This is a genomic window from Microcoleus sp. S28C3, assembly GCF_036700785.1.
Classification (GTDB): domain Bacteria; phylum Cyanobacteriota; class Cyanobacteriia; order Cyanobacteriales; family Microcoleaceae; genus Microcoleus; species Microcoleus asticus.
Window position 1 is genome coordinate 13,031 of the sequence record NZ_JAUBPO010000033.1, and the last position, 19,029, is coordinate 32,059.

At 47.7% G+C, this 19,029-nt stretch carries 10 protein-coding genes; 9 read left to right on the plus strand and 1 reads right to left on the minus strand.

Annotation, left to right across the window (positions count from 1 at the left end):
- Positions 1-199: 199 nt before the first annotated feature.
- Positions 200-2,116, minus strand: a complete 1,917-nt coding sequence (mnmG, locus tag QUA13_RS12265) for a tRNA uridine-5-carboxymethylaminomethyl(34) synthesis enzyme MnmG (protein ID WP_333198726.1) — start codon at positions 2,114-2,116, stop codon at positions 200-202.
- A gap of 202 nt (positions 2,117-2,318) precedes the next feature.
- On the opposite strand from mnmG, the gene QUA13_RS12270 reads away from it, so the two are divergent.
- The 9 genes from QUA13_RS12270 (at position 2,319) to QUA13_RS12310 (ending at position 19,029) form a co-directional block, all read left to right on the plus strand.
- On the plus strand, positions 2,319-2,528 hold the full coding sequence (locus QUA13_RS12270) for a hypothetical protein (RefSeq protein WP_445242707.1): 210 nt from the start codon (positions 2,319-2,321) through the stop codon (positions 2,526-2,528).
- Between the two features lie 168 nt (positions 2,529-2,696).
- On the plus strand, positions 2,697-3,026 hold the full coding sequence (locus tag QUA13_RS12275) for a hypothetical protein (RefSeq protein WP_172188121.1): 330 nt from the start codon (positions 2,697-2,699) through the stop codon (positions 3,024-3,026).
- Positions 3,027-3,224: 198 nt separating this feature from the next.
- Positions 3,225-4,754, plus strand: a complete 1,530-nt coding sequence (psbB, locus tag QUA13_RS12280) for a photosystem II chlorophyll-binding protein CP47 (protein ID WP_172188119.1) — start codon at positions 3,225-3,227, stop codon at positions 4,752-4,754.
- Positions 4,755-4,896: 142 nt separating this feature from the next.
- Positions 4,897-4,992: a photosystem II reaction center protein T gene (locus QUA13_RS12285; protein WP_083622085.1), complete on the plus strand. Its 96-nt coding sequence runs from the start codon at positions 4,897-4,899 to the stop codon at positions 4,990-4,992.
- Between the two features lie 194 nt (positions 4,993-5,186).
- Positions 5,187-5,744 carry a transcriptional regulator NrdR gene (gene nrdR / locus QUA13_RS12290; RefSeq protein WP_333198728.1) on the plus strand — a complete coding sequence of 186 codons (558 nt, stop codon included), beginning with the start codon at positions 5,187-5,189 and terminating at the stop codon, positions 5,742-5,744.
- An 832-nt stretch (positions 5,745-6,576) separates the two neighbouring features.
- Positions 6,577-7,731 (plus strand): 30S ribosomal protein S1, encoded by a 1,155-nt coding sequence (locus QUA13_RS12295; RefSeq protein ID WP_333198730.1) that lies wholly within the window; start codon positions 6,577-6,579, stop codon positions 7,729-7,731.
- 468 nt (positions 7,732-8,199) lie between these two features.
- Entirely contained in the window at positions 8,200-9,609 is a 1,410-nt protein-coding gene (locus QUA13_RS12300; protein ID WP_333198732.1) for an adenylate/guanylate cyclase domain-containing protein, read from the plus strand.
- A 230-nt stretch (positions 9,610-9,839) separates the two neighbouring features.
- Positions 9,840-14,063 carry a chemotaxis protein CheB gene (locus QUA13_RS12305; protein WP_333198734.1) on the plus strand — a complete coding sequence of 1,408 codons (4,224 nt, stop codon included), beginning with the start codon at positions 9,840-9,842 and terminating at the stop codon, positions 14,061-14,063.
- A 754-nt stretch (positions 14,064-14,817) separates the two neighbouring features.
- The gene (locus QUA13_RS12310) at positions 14,818-19,029 is read left to right on the plus strand and encodes a chemotaxis protein CheB (RefSeq protein WP_333198736.1); all 4,212 of its coding nucleotides are present in this window, start codon (positions 14,818-14,820) and stop codon (positions 19,027-19,029) included.

The window sequence follows — 19,029 nt, forward strand, 5'->3', positions numbered from 1 at the left end:
TTGCTGTCACGGGGTTGCCGGACTACCACAGGCTTAATCTCATGCCAGATTTACCATTCTCTTTGAACCTGGGCGATCGATCTTTGTGTAGTAAGGACTTTAATCTTTATTAGCCGTTTGTAGTAAGGACTTTATTTCTTATTAGCTTAAAGATTTAAGAAAGGACTGAAGTCCTTACTACAAACTGTATCAAATCGGATTATTTTCCCACACCAGCCGGTTGCTGGCGGTTTCGCACTTCCAGAAAAATCAACAAAGCATTAACATCAGCCGGATTCACCCCGCCAATTCTCGCCGCTTGGCCAATAGTCAGCGGTTTTACCTTAGCCAACTTTTCCCGCGACTCTTTCGAGAGAGTTGTAATTGCCATGTAATCCAAATCCGCAGGCAATTGCCGGCGTTCGTGTTTGGCAATGTCATCAATTTGATTTTGCTGTCTTTGCAAATAGCCGGAATATTTGATGTCAATTTCTGCACCATCTTTCTCGGCCAACTTCAGACTAGAATTGCCTAAATTGTACCGTTCCAAATCGACATAATGAAAACCAGGACGGCGCAACAAATCAGCGAGAGTAATTGAACCTTTAATCGCTTGTTGGGTGTCGGCAAAAATTGCCTTGCCAACTTCCTCGTGTTCTTTGACTCGCGTCGAGTACAAGCGTTCTTTCTCTGCCACAATATTAGCTTGTTTCCGCTCGAATAACTCCCAGCGCCGATCGTCAATCAAACCAATTTCCCGTCCCAGGGTCGTCAAGCGTTGATCCGCATTGTCCGATCGCAATAATAGCCGGTATTCCGATCGCGAAGTCAACATCCGGTAAGGTTCCCGCAAATCCTTCGTACACAAATCATCAATCAAAGTCCCGATATAACTTTGCTCGCGAGGAAACACAATCATCTCCTGATTTTTCGCAAACCGAGCCGCATTAATCCCCGCCACAATCCCCTGTGCAGCCGCCTCCTCATATCCCGTCGTACCGTTCACCTGTCCCGCGCAAAACAGCCCTTCGATCTTCTTAGTCATCAGCGTTGGAAAACACTGAGTTGCAGGCAAATAATCGTACTCCACAGCATAAGCTGGACGCATCATCTCGCACTTTTCCAAACCAGGAAGAGTCCGCAGCATTTGCAATTGCAAATTTTCCGGTAAACCAGTCGAAAATCCTTGGATATAAAGTTCAGGAATATCTCTACCTTCCGGTTCAATAAAAATCTGGTGACTTTCTTTATCCGCAAACCGCACAATCTTATCTTCAATACTCGGACAGTAGCGCGGGCCCTTCGCATCAACCCAGCCGCCGTAGACTGGAGAAAGGTGCAAATTGTCTCTAATTAACTGGTGAGTTGCTGGCGTAGTTCGAGTCAAATAACAAGGCATTTGTTCGCGTTCCACCCAAACTTCTGGATCGAAACTAAACCAGCGAACCTCTGCGTCTCCCGGCTGCGGTTCCAGGTTGGTATAATCGAGAGTACGTTTGTCAACTCTTGCCGGAGTTCCAGTCTTCAACCTGCCAGTTTCAAAGCCCAAACGATTGAGAGTTTCCGTCAAACCAACGGCGGCAAATTCTCCGGCACGTCCGGCGGGCATCGACTTATTGCCCACCCAAATCGTGCCGCCTAAAAAAGTACCTGTGGTCAGAATTACTGCTTTGCATTCAAAAGCGACGCCGAAGTATGTTTCGACTCCGATTACTTCTTCGTTTTTGCCCAAAACTAAGTCTGTAACCATCGCTTCTCGGATGGTCAAATTCTCTTGATTTTCAACAATATTATTCATCACAGCGGCGTATTCCCGCTTGTCGGTTTGTGCTCGCAGCGCCCAAACTGCGGGGCCTCTCGAAGCGTTGAGGACGCGCTTTTGCAAATAAGTGCGATCGGCCATTTTGCCAATTTCCCCGCCTAACGCATCAACTTCGTTAGTGAGTTGGGTTTTAGCCGGGCCGCCGACAGCCGGATTGCAAGGTTGCCACGCAATTTTGTCGAGGTTGAGGGTGAGGAGAAGGGTGCGACAGCCGAGGCGAGAAGTGGCGAGGGCGGCTTCGCAGCCGGAGTGTCCGCCACCAACTACGATGATGTCGAAACTGTCTTGGAATTCTACTGATGTTTGTGCGGTCATGGTCTGCGTTTGAGCGGCAAGGACTCGTACTTTATTTTAGCAGTAATGTCGAGGGTTTTGGGATTGAGTTTTTGGCAAAAATATTGATGGGTGATTTTTAACCGCAGATGAACGCAGATGAACGCGGATGGATGTCTGGTTTAATCTGAAGTTGGCTGGTCGATCGAGATAAAATTAGGGCATATTAATTGAGATGAAGATTATGCGATCGACTCCCAGAACAAAAGGGCAAAATTACGACAACCTTGTTAGGCCGGAAGGCACTTTTGAATGTTTAGAACTTCCTGGCGGAAACGAGCCACTGTTAAGAGTATTCTTTCTCGAAATGCTAGGAATTGAACTCTCATTTAAAAATCCAAGTTTGTATCTTTTACCGATTAGTCCGACAGAAACTTATTTAACAATTCTGTAGATTTATCCCCAACAGCTAGATGATTGCCTACTACTTCCCAGATATCCCTTCGCGACAAGAACGCTTATGCGCCGCTTCGCGTAACGCCTCTTCGCGGTTCAATAATTCGGTAATCTTGCAGTTTTGCGTTATGTTAGACAAAAAAATCTCAACAAGCGTACACAACAAGTGAAATACTTCTTCTTATCCGACGGCTGGAAAGTGGGGCGCGTCTGGGGAGTAGGCGGCGAGTGGAGTTACGCCGCTTGGAGACGCCACCCCGATATTGTACAACTCGACCTCTGTCTCTGGGATCAAAAAGAAAAAATGTGGCTCTACCGCGTAGAAGACGCTGTACTCATGGTAGAAGTCAAACCGACAGCCCCGATCGACCCGAACGATCCTGCCAAAAACATCGGCAACGTCGTGCTGACCAGACTCATCGATGCGGAGCAAGTCCTCGAACGCCTCGGGACGATCGCCGCCCGCTGCGAAATGGGCAACCCGCAACTAATATAACGCCCAACATATTGCAATCGGTTCTAACACTCGATACACTTCTTTAAATAACTTTCATTTTTATGCTTCCACCTTTGAAGGTAGAGGGCATTCGGCAAAAGGCAGAGTTTAAAGCCCGCAGGTAACTGCTAGGGATTCAGAATCTGATTTTGCCGTCAAAATAGACATCATCACTTACACCTTGGAGAACCGCAGTCAATGGGACTACCCTGGTATCGCGTACACACAGTCGTCTTAAATGACCCAGGCCGATTGATTTCTGTACACTTAATGCACACTGCCCTCGTGGCAGGTTGGGCCGGCTCAATGGCCCTTTATGAATTAGCAGTTTTTGACCCCACAGATCCAGTTCTGAACCCGATGTGGCGTCAAGGGATGTTCGTGCTCCCCTTCATGGCTCGCTTGGGAGTCACGGGTTCTTGGGCCGGTTGGAGCATCACCGGCGAAGGTAACGTCGATCCGGGCTTCTGGTCTTTTGAAGGCGTCGCTGTCGCTCACATCATCCTCTCGGGCCTGCTGTTCTTAGCAGCAGTCTGGCACTGGGTATTTTGGGACTTAGAACTTTTCAGAGACTCTCGCACCGGCGAACCAGCCCTCGACTTGCCAAAAATGTTTGGCATTCACCTGTTCCTCTCCGGCTTGCTCTGCTTCGGCTTCGGCGCATTTCACCTTTCGGGACTTTTCGGCCCGGGAATGTGGGTGTCCGACCCCTACGGCCTGACCGGTCACGTCCAGGCAGTGGCACCTTCTTGGGGCCCTGAAGGCTTTGACCCGTATAATCCGGGCGGCATCGTGGCTCACCACATTGCAGCGGGCGTAGTCGGCGTAATTGCCGGTTTGTTCCACTTGACAGTGCGGCCGCCGGAACGTCTTTACAAAGCCCTGCGGATGGGAAATATCGAAACTGTACTTTCTAGCAGTATTGCTGCCGTGTTCTTTGCAGCTTTTGTGGTTGCGGGTACGATGTGGTACGGTTCTGCTGCTACTCCGATCGAACTTTTTGGCCCGACTCGCTATCAGTGGGACGGAAACTATTTCCAACAAGAAATCGATCGCAGAGCTCAAGCTAGCTTGTCCGCGGGCCAAAGCTTCCAAGAAGCTTACGAACAAATTCCCGAAAAATTGGCTTTCTACGACTACGTGGGCAACTCTCCTGCTAAAGGCGGTTTGTTCCGCGCCGGCGCAATGGTCAACGGCGACGGCATTGCTAAATCTTGGCTGGGCCATCCAGTATTTACTGACAGCGAAGGTCGGGTTTTGTCGGTGCGCCGTCTCCCCAACTTCTTTGAAACTTTCCCAGTAATTTTGACTGACAAAGATGGGGTCGTTCGCGCTGACATCCCCTTCCGCCGCGCTGAATCAAAATACAGCTTTGAACAAAGCGGAGTTACCGTCAGCTTCTACGGCGGCGAACTTAACGGTCAAACCTTTAATAATCCTCTAGATGTTAAGAAGTTTGCTCGCGCCGCCCAAAAAGGTGAAGTATTTGAATTCGATCGCGAAACCTTGAATTCTGACGGGGTTTTCCGCACTTCTACTCGCGGTTGGTTCACTTTCGGACACGTTTGCTTTGCTTTGCTATTCTTCTTCGGCCATCTCTGGCACGGTTCTCGGACTATTTTCCGCGACGTGTTTGCTGGAGTTGAGTCCGACATGGAAGAACAAGTCGAGTGGGGCCTGTTCCAAAAAGTGGGCGACTTGACCACAAGAAGAGAAGAATCTCTCTAGATTTCTCCAGCCTCTGGGTAGCGGGGAACTTCCCCGGTACACAAAAACCCGGTTTCTTGAAGAAACCGGGTTTTTTTAGTTAATAATAAAACCAGTAATTAAGATAAAATAATACGGCAAGGGAAGATAGGGAAAATTTAACATGGAAAGTGTTGCTTACATTTTGATTCTGGCTTTAGCCTTAGGTGTACTATTTTTTGCGATCGCCTTTCGGGAACCTCCCCGGATTGGCAAATAATTAGCTAGACGCCTGCAGCAAGTCCAAAATCTCCTGAACCGGACTGCGGTCAGCCCGCACCATTGCATCGAATCTGGTGCGGGACTATTCCACCGGCTGCGTGTTAAGTCATTTTTCTAGTCCAGCCATTCATCAGACCCCAAGCGGTTAGATGAATGGCAATTTGCTGGCAATGCCTGTTAAAATCAGCAATCATGCGCTGTTCCTCCTGCCAACACACAAATAGCCGCGTTCTAGAGTCGCGTTCAGCCGAATCCGGTCAAAGCATCCGCCGGCGGCGCGAGTGTTTGAGCTGCCAGCACCGCTTCACAACTTACGAACGCATAGAATTCGTGCCGATTACGGTGATCAAACGGGACGGCAAGCGCGAATCTTTTGACAGGTCAAAATTAGTCAGGGGACTGATTCGGGCCTGCGAAAAAACCGGTTTGTCTTCCGGGCATCTCGAAACCCTGGCAGAAGAAATCGAGGCGCAACTCCAAGGTCGATCGCTCCGAGAACTCGCCAGTTCAGAAATTGGGGAACTGGTGCTGTTGCACCTGCGGCCGCTCAGCGAAGTCGCTTACGTCCGTTTCGCCTCTGTATACCGCCAATTTCGAGGCATCCGAGACTTTGTAGATACCCTAAATCACCTTCAGAATCCGCTCAACGAAGCTCAAGATTCCGAAACAAAGCCAGATTTTGACGCAGATTCGCCACAGCCTGATGCAGTCGATCGAGAAAGCCCCGCATCCTGCGCTACTCCCAGCTAAAATCGCTTAAATTAATTTAAAAACAGTAGGCGGGTCAGTCAATTTTAGATTGTCGATTTTAGATTTTAGATTTTAGATTTACTCGACAGATGCAATCTGGGAGCTTGAACAAGAGTCGAAAATTTTGATCTGTCCGCGACAGGAGTACGTGGTACGGTATCCGTTTTTGGGCGGGGTAAGTTAGAGAAATATTCTCTTGAGATTGAAAACCCTGTCCGTTTAGGCCCCGGATTCCAAGCAGCAGCTCGGCGACTTGCCGAAGTCTGAGCGCTTCCCCGAAGCTCTCAAGAGACGAAGAGTCCCCGTGTTCTTTTTTCTGGGTCTTTGTGCTAGGTGTGTTATGATCGTCATCGGTCTAAAATTGAGTATAACTAAACAACGTAAAAACTTAACTGGATTGGTTGAGTGATCGGTCACACCTCACGGTGTTGCAGTTTAGGAAAGCTAAATTTGAACTAAACCTAACTACAGGTGAAGAACTAATTAAATACGGTAAGGCATACCGGAATTTATGCTTCTGGAGAAACCGACCTCTACTTAAACTGGAGCAATCCTGTCGCAAGCGGCGTCGGCTCGTTCAATGAAGAATCTCAGTTTCTTTATACCTGAGAGTGTCAATGGACTCTGAATGTTAAGATTAAACCTTTTAACGCAGAGTTTCGAGTAATAGCAGTGGCAAGCCCGGACGTGCAGTTGCACAGGGAAAAAGTTAGCAAAAACTGACTTTAGTAAAAGGTTTTGAAAGAAGTTAACCGCTTTTTCACCAAAATCTCTAATATCTGCCGGCACAAACGAAAAACATGAAGGAGAGAAATCCTAGGAAACTATTCGCATGGTCAATCTCAAAACCACAGTCAAAGACATCGGCTTTACTCACGAAGATTTTGCAGCCCTACTTGATAAATATGACTATCACTTTAGCCCGGGCGATGTAGTAGCGGGTACAGTTTTTAGTATAGAGCCGAGGGGCGCTCTGATTGATATCGGTGCTAAAACAGCAGCGTACATTCCCATTCAGGAAATGTCGATCAATCGAGTCGAAAGCCCTGAAGAGGTATTGCAATCAAACGAAACCAGAGAATTTTTCATTCTAACCGATGAAAATGAAGACGGACAATTAACTCTGTCCATCCGGCGCATCGAGTATATGCGGGCCTGGGAAAGAGTGCGACAACTGCAAGCAGAAGATGCCACAGTACGATCGCAAGTATTTGCCACCAACCGCGGCGGCGCACTCGTGAGAATAGAAGGCTTGCGAGGCTTTATTCCCGGTTCTCACATCAGCACCCGCAAACCGAAGGAAGAATTAGTCGCCGAAGAATTACCATTAAAATTCTTAGAGGTAGACGAAGACCGCAACCGCTTAGTATTGAGCCACCGTCGCGCCTTAGTCGAGCGCAAGATGAACCGCCTCGAAGTCGGGGAAGTGGTCATCGGTACAGTACGCGGTATCAAGCCTTACGGTGCCTTTATCGACATCGGCGGCGTCAGCGGCTTGCTGCACATCTCGGAAATTTCGCACGATCACATCGATACGCCTCACAGCGTCTTCAATGTCAACGACGAAGTGAAAGTGATGATCATTGACTTGGATGCTGAGAGGGGCCGGATTTCTCTCTCCACCAAGCAGTTGGAACCGGAACCGGGCGCGATGGTCAAAAATCGCGAATTGGTGTACGAAAAAGCTGAGGAAATGGCAGCTAAGTTCCGCGAGAAAATGCTCGCTCAAAAGCAAGCTAAAGCAGGCATAGACGTTCCTGTAGACTCGATCGATGCTGATGATGACATCTCCGACGAAATACTCGAAGACGTGCCCTCAGCAATGGAAGAAGATCTGCCAGAAGACTTAGCACCGGAAGCAGCAGCACCGGAAGCAGCAGCACCGGAAGCAGCAGCACCGGAAGCAGAACCGGAAGCAGAACCGGAAGCAGCACCGGAAGCAGTATCAGATGTAGAGGAAGCAATCCCTCCTGCGACGGTAGAATAACATCGCAAGTCATCGCAAGTCACTGTCATTAAAAGAGGGTATTTTCCCTCTTTTTTTTGCCTTCAACGCCTCAATTAGCAACTAGCAATTACCAACCATTTAATACCACCGTCCAAAAAAATGCAACTGCAAGCAAGCTCCAAATGCTTACAGAATCAGTCATTGCCAATTATTTAATCTACAATCCTTCGACTCAGCGATCGCGCCGGAAGCTCAATTATAAATTGCTATAACATCTTGCTACAGACAGATGCAGCGATCGCTCTTTGAATTAATACCAGCAGCCGATAGCTCGGCCTAAATAAACATGGTCTTCATGCTGCTAATTTGTTAAGATTTATAGACATCAGGGACATCCGCACAGGTGCAAACTCATCCTAATTCTTAGGCAAGAACAAAGCAGACAAGCAAAGTATACAACAAAATACTTATAAATTTTTTGCCCTGACGCTCAGAGGCAAGCGGATAATGAACATAGAACTATTAAAAGAAAAGCTAGAACAGCTCAAAAAACGTCCCAATTCCAGCAAAGGAACGATCGACCAAATTGAAAAATGGTTGATCGGTTCCCACATTTTGCAGAGATTGCGGATTAACCCTTACTACGTAGCAGGCGATACAGTCAAGAATATTAAAAGAATTACTTCGGAATTTCTGCACGGAGTCAAAGCCGGTGCCTTCGATTTGCACTGGGATATTCACTGCCCGCACTGCAACATGATTACAGACGAATTCAAGGATTTGGCAGACACATCAGAAATGTCTTTGTGCCAGATGTGCGATCGCGAGTTTAAAATTGATTTGCTCGATCGCGTGGAAGTTACTTTTTCCCTAAACAAAGAAATCGAAGATCCGCAACTGCGGCCCGTCTGCGCTCCCCCTCCGGTACTCCAAAACAAACTGCAACTGGTAACACCTTTATACTGCACCGAATCCGAGACTGTCACCTTAGAAAAAGGTCGATACCGCTACTGCTGTCCCCTGACTTTAGCTAAAGGGATTTTAAAGGTTGAAGGCGAAAAAACAGAAGAGATACAAGAAATTAAACTCAAGCAGTTAGCCGGCAGAGATTTTGACAAAAAAGAACTGACCGTGCGTCCGGGAAAAGTGAAGATAGAATTAACTAATACCGATCGCAATTTGTCCGGGCTGATTTTGCATTCAGAGGAATTGCCCGATGAACTGACATTAGAACAACTGCCCCTGCGGCTGTCAGGAATCCAACTGCTTCATCACCCAGATTATAAGCGTTTGTTCGGCGATCGCGTAATATCGGAAAGAGAGCGAGTCAAGATTCGGGCGATTACTATTATGTTTACTGATATTACCGGTTCTACCAGAATGTACGAAACACTGGGAGATACTAAAGCTTACAATATTGTGCGCGACCATTTTGAAATTTTCTTTGAGTCGATCGAGAAATTTGGCGGTAAAGTCATCAAAACCATCGGCGATGCCGTCATGGCTTCCTTTATCAGCAACGAACAAGCAATTATGGCAGCGGCTGCTGCTGTGGCTCGTTTCAGAGAGTACAACTCCACTCGCGAACAAGCAGAGTGGATTCAAGTCAGAATTGGCATTCACCGAGGTACGGCTTTGCTCGTAAATCTCAATAATTCGATCGACTATTTTGGTTCTACAGTCAACAAAGCCGCCCGGATTCAAAATCTTTCTAAAAGTGACGAAGTTTCGTTTTCAGAAGATGTTTACAACGAGCAAGCATTTTTAACAGCATTAAAAGCTGCTGGAGTGTCCGAAATTCAAAAACGTGTTGAAGATTTAAAGGGAATACAAGGCGCACAAGTCGCTTATACTGCTAGAATTAGTACCGAATCTGTAATAGCGCTGTCTGCTACACAGGTCGCTGAAAGCAGCTAAGTAGGTAAACAAATATACCTGGTTATTGCCAGCCTCTACTTGCGATCGCCCCAACAGCAGATAGAGTTCTTCGATAGCCCTCAGATAATGGCTCCAACAGTGTAGCTCATCCTAAAGCGACTGGTGTTAGTATGGCAACCTAAGCTGCGATAAAAATAGTCTGAATTAATCACCCGCACGCTTACCAGATATGTATGCTGCTAAATAACTGAAGTCGAGGACTTCAAATTATGACTTCTCCTCAATTAGAACCTGAAAATACACCCGCCTCGATCGCACCGGCCGCCCTCGACAGCCAACAATTAGCCGAAACTGAAGCCCCCTTTCCCATTGTTGGGATTGCCGCCTCAGCGGGAGGGTTGGAAGCCTTCACGGAGTTACTCAGCCATTTACCGGTAAATACGGGTATGGCGTTTGTGCTGATTCAGCATTTAGACCCCAATCACAAAAGTCTGCTAACCGAGATTCTCGCCAGACAGACGCAAATGCCTGTTAATGAGGTACAAGACGGCGTAGCTGTAGAGCCCAACCAAGTCTACATTATTCCGCCCAACACCAAGATGGTGCTGTATAAAGGCGTGCTGCAACTATCACCGCGCGAGAAGATTTATGGCAAATATATGCCGGGAGATGCGTTTTTTACATCATTGGCGATCGATCGCGGGCACAAAGCAATCGCCGTAGTATTATCCGGGGGAGACGGAGACGGTTCACTGGGACTCAAGGCAATCAAAGCAGCCGGAGGCATGACTTTTGCTCAATGTCAAGACACAGCAAAATTCGATAGTATGCCGAATACCGCTGTTGCTACAGGAAATGTCGATTTCGTTCTGCCGCCGGAAAAAATTGCCGAGGAACTGGCAAACTACAGTCGCAGTCCGCTTTTATCTGGCCCGCTTTCCCTAGCAAAAGTTGAAGAATCGCCCGAAGCGGGAGATGCCCTGGCAACTATTTTTGCGCTGCTGAAATCGACCACAGGCGTTGATTTTAGCCACTACAAACCCACAACGCTCGCTCGGCGCATCCAGCGGCGGATGGTATTGTACAAGCTAGATAGCTTGGAGGATTACGCCGAACACCTCAGACAAAATTCGGATGAAGTCAAAGCTTTGTATGAAGAAATCTTGATCCACGTTACCAGTTTCTTCCGCGACCCCGAAGCCTTTAAAAAGTTAAAAAAGCTGGTTTTTCCCACAATTACCAAAAATAAATCGGCAAATTCTCCGATTCGGATTTGGGTGGCGGGATGTTCCACAGGTGAAGAAGTTTATTCGATCGCCATTTGCTTGTTAGAGTTTTTGGGCGATCGAGTTATCCCGCCGCCGATCCAGATTTTTGCCACGGATATCAGCGACGCGGCGATCGCCAAAGCGAGGTCTGGTTTCTACTTAGAAAACCAGATGGTAGACGTTTCAGCAGAACGGCGTACTCGCTTTTTTATTCCCGCCGAAGCAGGAGGTAGTTATACAATCAGCAAGGCAGTCCGCGAACTGTGTGTATTTGCCCGACAAGACTTAGGCAGCGACCCGCCTTTTTCCAATCTCGATTTAGTTAGCTGTCGCAATGTACTGATCTACTTGGCAGAGTCATTGCAAAAAAAAGTGATGCCGATTTTTCATTACAGTCTTAACCCAACAGGCTTCCTGATGTTAGGCACTTCTGAAAGTACCGGAAAATTTTCATCATTATTTACGGCACTCGATAAAAAAAATAAAATTTATGCCAAAAAGTTGACTGCAACTCGTCCCAATTTTTCCTTTACGCCGAGTTCCTATCCCGTCGCTAAAACTGCTCAACAAAAGGAAATGAATGAAGAAAAAAATTTCATAAATAGCTTGGACTTAGAGCGAGAAACTGAGCAACTGATTTTGAATCGCTATGCCCCAGCCAGCGTGCTTGTCAACGAGGAGATGAAAATCCTGCAAGTGCGGGGAGACCTCGATCCTTACTTGAGAGTGACAGCCGGAACGCCGGACTTAAACTTGCTGGCAATGACAAGGGCAGGCTTGATTTTTGATCTTCGCACCGCGATTTCTCAGGCACAAACGCAGAACGTTACTGTGAGGAAAGAAAAGGTAGTTGTTGAATCGGGCGGACGATCGACTACCGTCAATATTGAGGTGATGCCCTTCGGGCCGGACACCGCCGCACCACGCTATTTTTTGGTGTTACTTGAAGAGGTTTTACCCCCGGCGATCGACTACCGCACCGTCACTGCTGAAAGCTGCGAGCAAGGTGATTTAGCTGCGGAAAATGAGTGCCTGAAGCAGGCACTTGCCACCGCTAACCAAGAAAAAATTGAGGCTCAAGCGCACCAGCAATCGCTGATCCAGGAGCAGGAAAATCTCAACCAAGACCTCAAAATTGCCAACGAAGAAATCCTATCGAGCAACGAAGAGTTGCAAAGCACCAACGAGGAACTAGAAACTGCCAAAGAAGAGATTCAAGCCACTAACGAGGAACTCACCACCACTAACGAGGAACTTCGCAGCCGATATCTCGAACAAAGCCAGCTCAATAACGATCTGACAAACTTGCTTGCCAGTATCAATATCCCCGTCTTAATGCTGGCAAACGATTTACAGATTAGACGATTTACGCCAACGGCGCAGGGAATTTTTAATCTGATTCCCACAGATATTGGACGACCTTTTAACGACATCCGATCGACTCTTGATGTTCCTGACTTGGAACAGATGATTTTCGAGGTGATTGATACTCTCCAGACGCAAGAACAGGAAGTTCAAACTTTATCGGGATATTGGTACAACCTCCGCATTCGTCCTTACCGCACAACGGAAAACATGATTGACGGTGTGGTGATAGTTTTGATCGATATTGATGCTCTTAAACGCAGTGCCAGAACCTTGGAGTCAGCCCGAAACTACGCTGAAACCATCGTGGAAACTGTGCAAACGCCTTTAGTCACCCTAGATGCTGATTTCCGAGTGCACAAAGCAAATCGATCGTTCTATGAAACGTTTCAGGTTTCTGCCTCAGAAACAGCAAAATCTTCGCTGTTTGAGCTAGGGAACGGGCAGTGGAATATCCCTAAATTGCGATGGATCTTGGAAGATATTCTGGTTAGTGATGTTCAGCTTGAAAACTTTGAGTTGGATCACCTGTTTGAGCATATTGGGCAGAAAACTATGGTGCTTAATGCTTGTAAACTTGAACGAGAAGATCGAGCTTTAATGATTCTGTTGTCGATCGAGGATATCACTGAGCGCAAGCAGTTTGAGACGCTGCGATCGCTGTTATTGCAGCACGAACAGTTGGCCCGCCAACAAGCAGAAACTGCTAACCGAGCTAAAGATGAATTTCTGGCGAATCTCTCCCACGAGCTCCGCAATCCCCTGACTCCGATTCTGGCGTGGTCACAAATGCTGCGATCGGGGAAACTTAAGGAAGCAGACACTAATCGCGCTCTAGAGGTGATCGAGCGCAGCGCGAGGGCGCAAGCTCAGTTAATCGAAGATATTCTCGATATTTCTCGGATTACGAGCGGCAAGCTTCAACTGGTAACCCGTTCGATCGATGTGCGGTTAGTGGTGCAAGCTGCGCTGGAGGGGGTTCAATTATCAGCCGAAGCAAAAAACATTCAAGTTGTTTCGGATTTGAGTTCTGCAACTGTCTCAGGCGATATCAATCGCTTGCAGCAAGTTGTGTGGAATATCCTGTCTAATGCGATTAAGTTTACTCCGGCGGAGGGACGAGTCGAAATCACGCTATCGGCGATCGAGAATCATGCTGAATTTCGAGTCAGCGACACGGGAAAAGGGATTCAGGCAGAATTTTTGCCTCATATTTTCGATCGTTTCCATCAAGGCGATTCCAGCAGCACTAAGCCGAATCAAGGGCTGGGATTGGGTTTGTCGATCGTGCGTCACCTGGTAGAATTGCACGGGGGAACGGTAAAAGCCGAAAGCCCGGGTGAGGAACAAGGAACTACAATCATTGTGAGATTGCCGCTACTAGCGTCGTCTGAACAGTTGACACCGGCGATCGATTTAAACACAACTGCTTTGGCTGCGCCTTTGAATGCCTCTAGCGATATTGTCCCCTCTCTCAAAGGCTTGCACATCTTAGCCGTAGACGATCAAATCGATACGCGCGATATCTTAAAATTTGTGCTCGAAAGCTACGGGGCTGAGGTTTTGACAGTTGCATCTGCCAGAAGTGCGATCGCTGCTTTGACTGAGAATCCCGGCAGATATGACGTGCTAATCTCCGATATCGCAATGCCCGAGGAAGATGGGTATTTCTTAATTCGAGAAGTGCGAGCTCTTGCTGCAGATGCCGGAGGAGAAATCCCAGCGGCTGCGCTGACTGCGTATGCGAGCGATCGAGAACGCGAAATGGCGATCGAAGCTGGTTTTCAAAGGCATATGGCTAAGCCGATCAAGCCGGTTGTACTAGGATTAATGGTTGCTAATTTAGTAGGGCGATTTTAATTGTTTTGAGCTTCGACTCGGCGGTTGAAACCGCTTTTTGTCAAACCAAGCAGAGTCCCGCGCCGGACACGGCAATGCCGTTTCCCTACAAATATCGCGTACAATCTGATTTTGTAGGGACACAACACTGTTGTGTCCTGATTTTGTTGGGACACAACATTCCTCAATCTTAATATTAATCATTAAAACTCGCAGAGTCCTGCGCCGAAAACGGCAATGCCCTTTCTCTACAAATATTGTATCTTAAATTTACCGGAAAAAAACCTTATCCTGTTTTACTTTTCAAAAAAAAAAACGGTTTTATACCAGCCCTTAAAAGCCGCAGATTCCCGCGCCGGACACAACAATGCCCTGTGCCTACAAATATCGCGTACAATCTGATTTTGCAGGAAAACAACATAGTTAATTGTTATCAACTTAAGCCGATCGCCTGAAGTAACAAAAGGTAAAGCGAGCGTCCTCTGGGCGATTGCTTGCCGATCGCCAACAGTGACATACTACTTGGCATTTACTTACGAACCGTGTGTTTCAGGCAAAAAATATCTTTATATGCGCCGTTGAAAATATAAAAAACTGATGTTTTTCAATATTTTTGCTTAATTTCTTGAATCATCGTAATACTGTACTTAATCCTTAAGGCCGTTGCCTCAAGCGGGCAAATTAAGATGGTATATAGGAAAGATCGTCCGTATTAGTTACTGCCAAGTTGGCAAGATTAGTTAGCTGTTAATCTGCATTACTTAAGTTGGTTTGTATGAACTTATCTGAAGAAAATACATTGACACCGATCGACCCCAGCGCGATCGACCTAAATCCGGAACCCAAAACCGATGCCCCGTTTCCCGTCGTCGGAATTGCAGCTTCTGCCGGAGGCTTGGAAGCATTCATCGAGTTGCTGAGCAACTTACCCGCAGATACCGGCATGGCATTTGTGCTGATCCAGCACTTAGCGCCCGATCGTCAAAGCCTGCTGAGCGAGATTCTCCGCAGAAGCACGCAAATGCCCGTGAATGAGGCGCAAGAGGGCATCGCTGTAGAGCCGAACCACGTCTACATCATTCCGCCGGATACCAAGCTGCTGCTGGTAGAAGGGCTGCTGAGACTGCTGCCCCGAGAGAAGATTGATGGCAAATATATGCCCGCAGATGCGTTTTTCGACTCCTTAGCAGTCGATCGGGGCAACAAAGCGATCGGCGTAGTTTTATCGGGAGCCGATGGAGACGGCGCCTTGGGGCTGATGACAATCAAAGCAGCCGGAGGCGTGACTTTTGCTCAATGCGAAGAAACAGCAAAATTCAAGGGTATGCCGAATACCGCCGTAGCTACAGGTAATGTAGACTTCGTTCTGCCGCCTGAGGCAATTGCGCGGGAACTGGCAAATCTCAGCCACCATTCCTTTTTGGCTGGGCCGCTCCCCGTCACAATCGCTGAAGCATTGCCCGAACCGGGATCGGCCTTAGCGACTATTTTTGGGCTGCTGAAATTGAGCGCAGGCGTTGACTTCACGCAGTACAAAGCGGCCACCCTGAACCGGCGAATGCAGCGGCGCATGGTGCTGTACAAGATGGAACGATTGGAAGATTACGCTCAATATCTCCTCGACCATCCGACGGAAGTCACAGCTTTATATGAAGAAATCCTGATCCACGTCACCAGTTTTTTCCGCGACTTAGAAGCTTTTGAACGCTTAAAAGAGTACGTTTTCCCCACAATTACCCACAATAAATCGGCAGAAGTTCCGATTCGGATTTGGGTTGCAGGATGTTCTACAGGGGAAGAAGTTTATTCGATCGCCATTTGCTTGTTAGAGTTTTTGAGCGATCGAGTTATCCCGCCGCCGCCGATTCAGATTTTTGCTACGGATATCAGCGAGACGGCTATCAAGAAAGCGAGGTCTGGTTTCTATTTAGAAAACCAGATGTTAGGGGTTTCCGAAGAACGGCGCGATCGCTTCTTTGTCTCCGTAGAAGGCGGATATCGCATCTGCAAAATAGTCCGCGAACTGTGCGTGTTTGCCCGACAAAACTTAGGCATCGACCCGCCTTTCTCTAATCTCGATCTGATTAGCTGCCGCAATGTGATGATTTACTTGGCAGAACGTTTACAACAACGAGTTGTGTCAGTTTTTCATTACAGTCTCAACCGAACAGGCTTCCTGATGCTCGGCACTTCCGAAAGTACGGGCAAATCTTCGGAATTATTTACTTTAGTGGATGGGCCATCTAAAATTTATGCCAAGAAGTTAACTTCGACTCCTCCCCGGCTGCCTTTTGCGCCAAGTTTCTTTCCCCTAACCCGACCCGATAATCCGCAGCCCATGAATGCAAATTTTTCTCATAGCTTTGACTTACAGCGCGAAACAGACCAATTGATTTTAAAGCGGTACAATGCTGTGGGTGCGGTAGTCAACGAGCAGATGGAGATTGTGCAACTCCGGGGAGACACCAATCGGTACTTAAGACTCACACCCGGAACGCCGACTTTAAACTTGTTCGCAATGGCGGTACCAGGATTGTCTGTTGACCTTCGCACTGCAATTTATCAAGCGCAAACTCAGAAGGTGACGGTTAGAAAAGAACGGCTGAGGGTGCAAGAGGGGGAGGAGAGGCATCTAGTCAATTTTGAGGTGATTCCGTTCCAGCCGGCTAGCGCGGAAACACGCTACTTTTTGGTGTTGTTTGAAGAAAGTTTACCCCCAGCGATCGACCTGATAATCGACAGTTTGGATAGCTTAGAACCAAGCGATTTAGAGCGGGAAGTAATGCGCCTGAGGCAAGAACTTGCCATCGCCAAACAAGAGAAAAACATAGCTCAATCACACCTGCAATCGGTGGTAGAGCAGCAAGAAAATCTCACGCAAGACCTCAGAGTTGCCAACGAAGAAATTATATCGAGCAACGAGGAGCTACAAAGCATCAACGAGGAACTAGAAACAGCTAAAGAAGAAATTCAAGCTACTAACGAAGAACTGATTACCACTGTGGAGGAACTTCGCACTCGAAATCTCGATTTGCAGCAGGTTAATAACGACGTGACTAATTTGCTGGCCAGTATCAATATTCCAATTTTAATGTTGGGAAACGATTTGCGGATTCGCAGCTTTACGCCAATGGCACAGCGGCTGTTCAATCTGATTTCTAGCGATGTCGGGCGTCCCTTTAGCGACATCCGAGTTAATCTGGAGATTCCCAACTTGGAAGAGATGATTTTGGAGGTGATCGAGAATCTCCAGACCAAAGAACAAGAAGTGCAAACTCAATCGGGATATTGGTACGCCCTCCGCATTCGTCCTTACCGCACAGCGGAAAACCAGATTGAGGGTGTGGTAATGGTTTTAATCGATATTGACGCTCTCAAACGCAGTGCTGCCACTCTAGAAACAGCCCGCAACTATGCGGAAACAATTGTGGAAAGCGTGCCAACGCCTTTAATGGTACTGGATGCTGATTTGCAAGTGAACACCGCCAATCGAGCGTTATACGAAACGTTTCAAGTTTCATCTTCAGAAACCGCTCAAGATTCCTGGTTGGAATTTGCTACCGGGCCGTGGAGTAGCCCGGAACTGCGAGAGCTTTTGGAAGATCTTCTGGTTAATAATGTTGAGATTACCAACTTTGAGATCGAGCAGGTTTTTGGGCGGCTGGGGCAGAAAACTTTGCTGCTAAATGCTTGTAAGGTTGAACCCGAAGAGAGGGTTTCAATGATTCTGCTGTCGATCGAGGATATCACAGATCGCAAGCAGTTTGAGACAGAGCGATCGCAGTTATTGGAGCAGGAACAGTCAGCCCGCCAACAAGCAGAAAGGGCGAACCGAGCTAAAGATGAATTTCTAGCGAATCTCTCCCACGAATTGCGCAATCCCCTGACTCCGATTCTGGCGTGGTCACAAATGCTGCGATCCCGGAAGCTTAAAGAAGCAGAAACCGATCGCGCTTTAGAGGTGATCGAGCGCAGCGCGAGGGCGCAAGCTCAGTTAATCGAAGATCTTCTCGATATTTCTCGGATTACCAACGGCCAGCTTAAACTGTCTACCCGTTCGATCGATCTGCGGCTAGTGGTGCAAGCTGCGCTGGAAGGGGTTCAATTCTCAGCTTCCGCAAAAAACATTCAAATTGTTCCGCATTTGAGTTCTGTAAATGTCTTAGGCGATATCGATCGCTTGCAGCAAGTTTTATGGAATATCCTGTCTAATGCGATTAAGTTTACTCCGGTGGGGGGACGAGTGGAAATCACGCTCTCGGCGATCGAGAATTATGCTGAAGTTCGAGTCACCGACACGGGAAAAGGGATTAAGCCTGAGTTATTGCCGTATATTTTCGATCGCTTCCGCCAAGGAGATTCCAGCACGACTAAGGCGAATCAAGGGCTGGGATTGGGCTTGTCGATCGTGTACCATCTTGTTCAACTGCACGGGGGAACGGTGCAAGCCGATAGTCCGGGTGAGGGACAAGGAACTACAATAACTTTGAGATTGCCGTTGAGAGCCTCGCCTGAAGAGTTGACACCGCCAAGCGCACCTGAGCAGGCTCCATTGCCAGAGCAGGCCACAGAGACGCTCGTCGATGAGCGCCTTCCCTGTTTGGATGGTTTGCAAGTTTTAGTTGTAGATGATGAGGCTGATACCCGGGATCTCTTAAAATTTGTGCTGGAAAATTACGGCGCTGATGTTTTGGCAGTAGAATCTGCAAAAGCAGCGATGGCAGCTTTGACGGCAAAACCCGGCAGATATGACGTGCTAATCTCGGATATCGGAATGCCTGAGGAAAACGGGTATTTCTTAATTCGGCAAGTGCGAGCTCTTGCTGCCGAAGCTGGAGGAACAATCCCAGCCGCCGCGCTGACTGCGTATGCGAGCGATCGAGAACAAGAAAAGGCGATCGAAGCTGGTTTTCAAACTCATATTGCTAAGCCGATTAAGCCTATTCAACTAGGATTAATTATTGCCAATCTAGCAGGAATCTTTTAA

Coding starts and splice junctions, on each gene's coding strand:
- mnmG (WP_333198726.1), bottom strand. CDS start 2,116: ATGACCGCACAAACATCAGTAGAATTCCAAGACAGTTTCGACATCATC.
- QUA13_RS12270 (WP_445242707.1), top strand. CDS start 2,319: ATGCGATCGACTCCCAGAACAAAAGGGCAAAATTACGACAACCTTGTT.
- psbB (WP_172188119.1), top strand. CDS start 3,225: ATGGGACTACCCTGGTATCGCGTACACACAGTCGTCTTAAATGACCCA.
- QUA13_RS12285 (WP_083622085.1), top strand. CDS start 4,897: ATGGAAAGTGTTGCTTACATTTTGATTCTGGCTTTAGCCTTAGGTGTA.
- nrdR (WP_333198728.1), top strand. CDS start 5,187: ATGCGCTGTTCCTCCTGCCAACACACAAATAGCCGCGTTCTAGAGTCG.
- QUA13_RS12295 (WP_333198730.1), top strand. CDS start 6,577: ATGGTCAATCTCAAAACCACAGTCAAAGACATCGGCTTTACTCACGAA.
- QUA13_RS12300 (WP_333198732.1), top strand. CDS start 8,200: ATGAACATAGAACTATTAAAAGAAAAGCTAGAACAGCTCAAAAAACGT.
- QUA13_RS12305 (WP_333198734.1), top strand. CDS start 9,840: ATGACTTCTCCTCAATTAGAACCTGAAAATACACCCGCCTCGATCGCA.
- QUA13_RS12310 (WP_333198736.1), top strand. CDS start 14,818: ATGAACTTATCTGAAGAAAATACATTGACACCGATCGACCCCAGCGCG.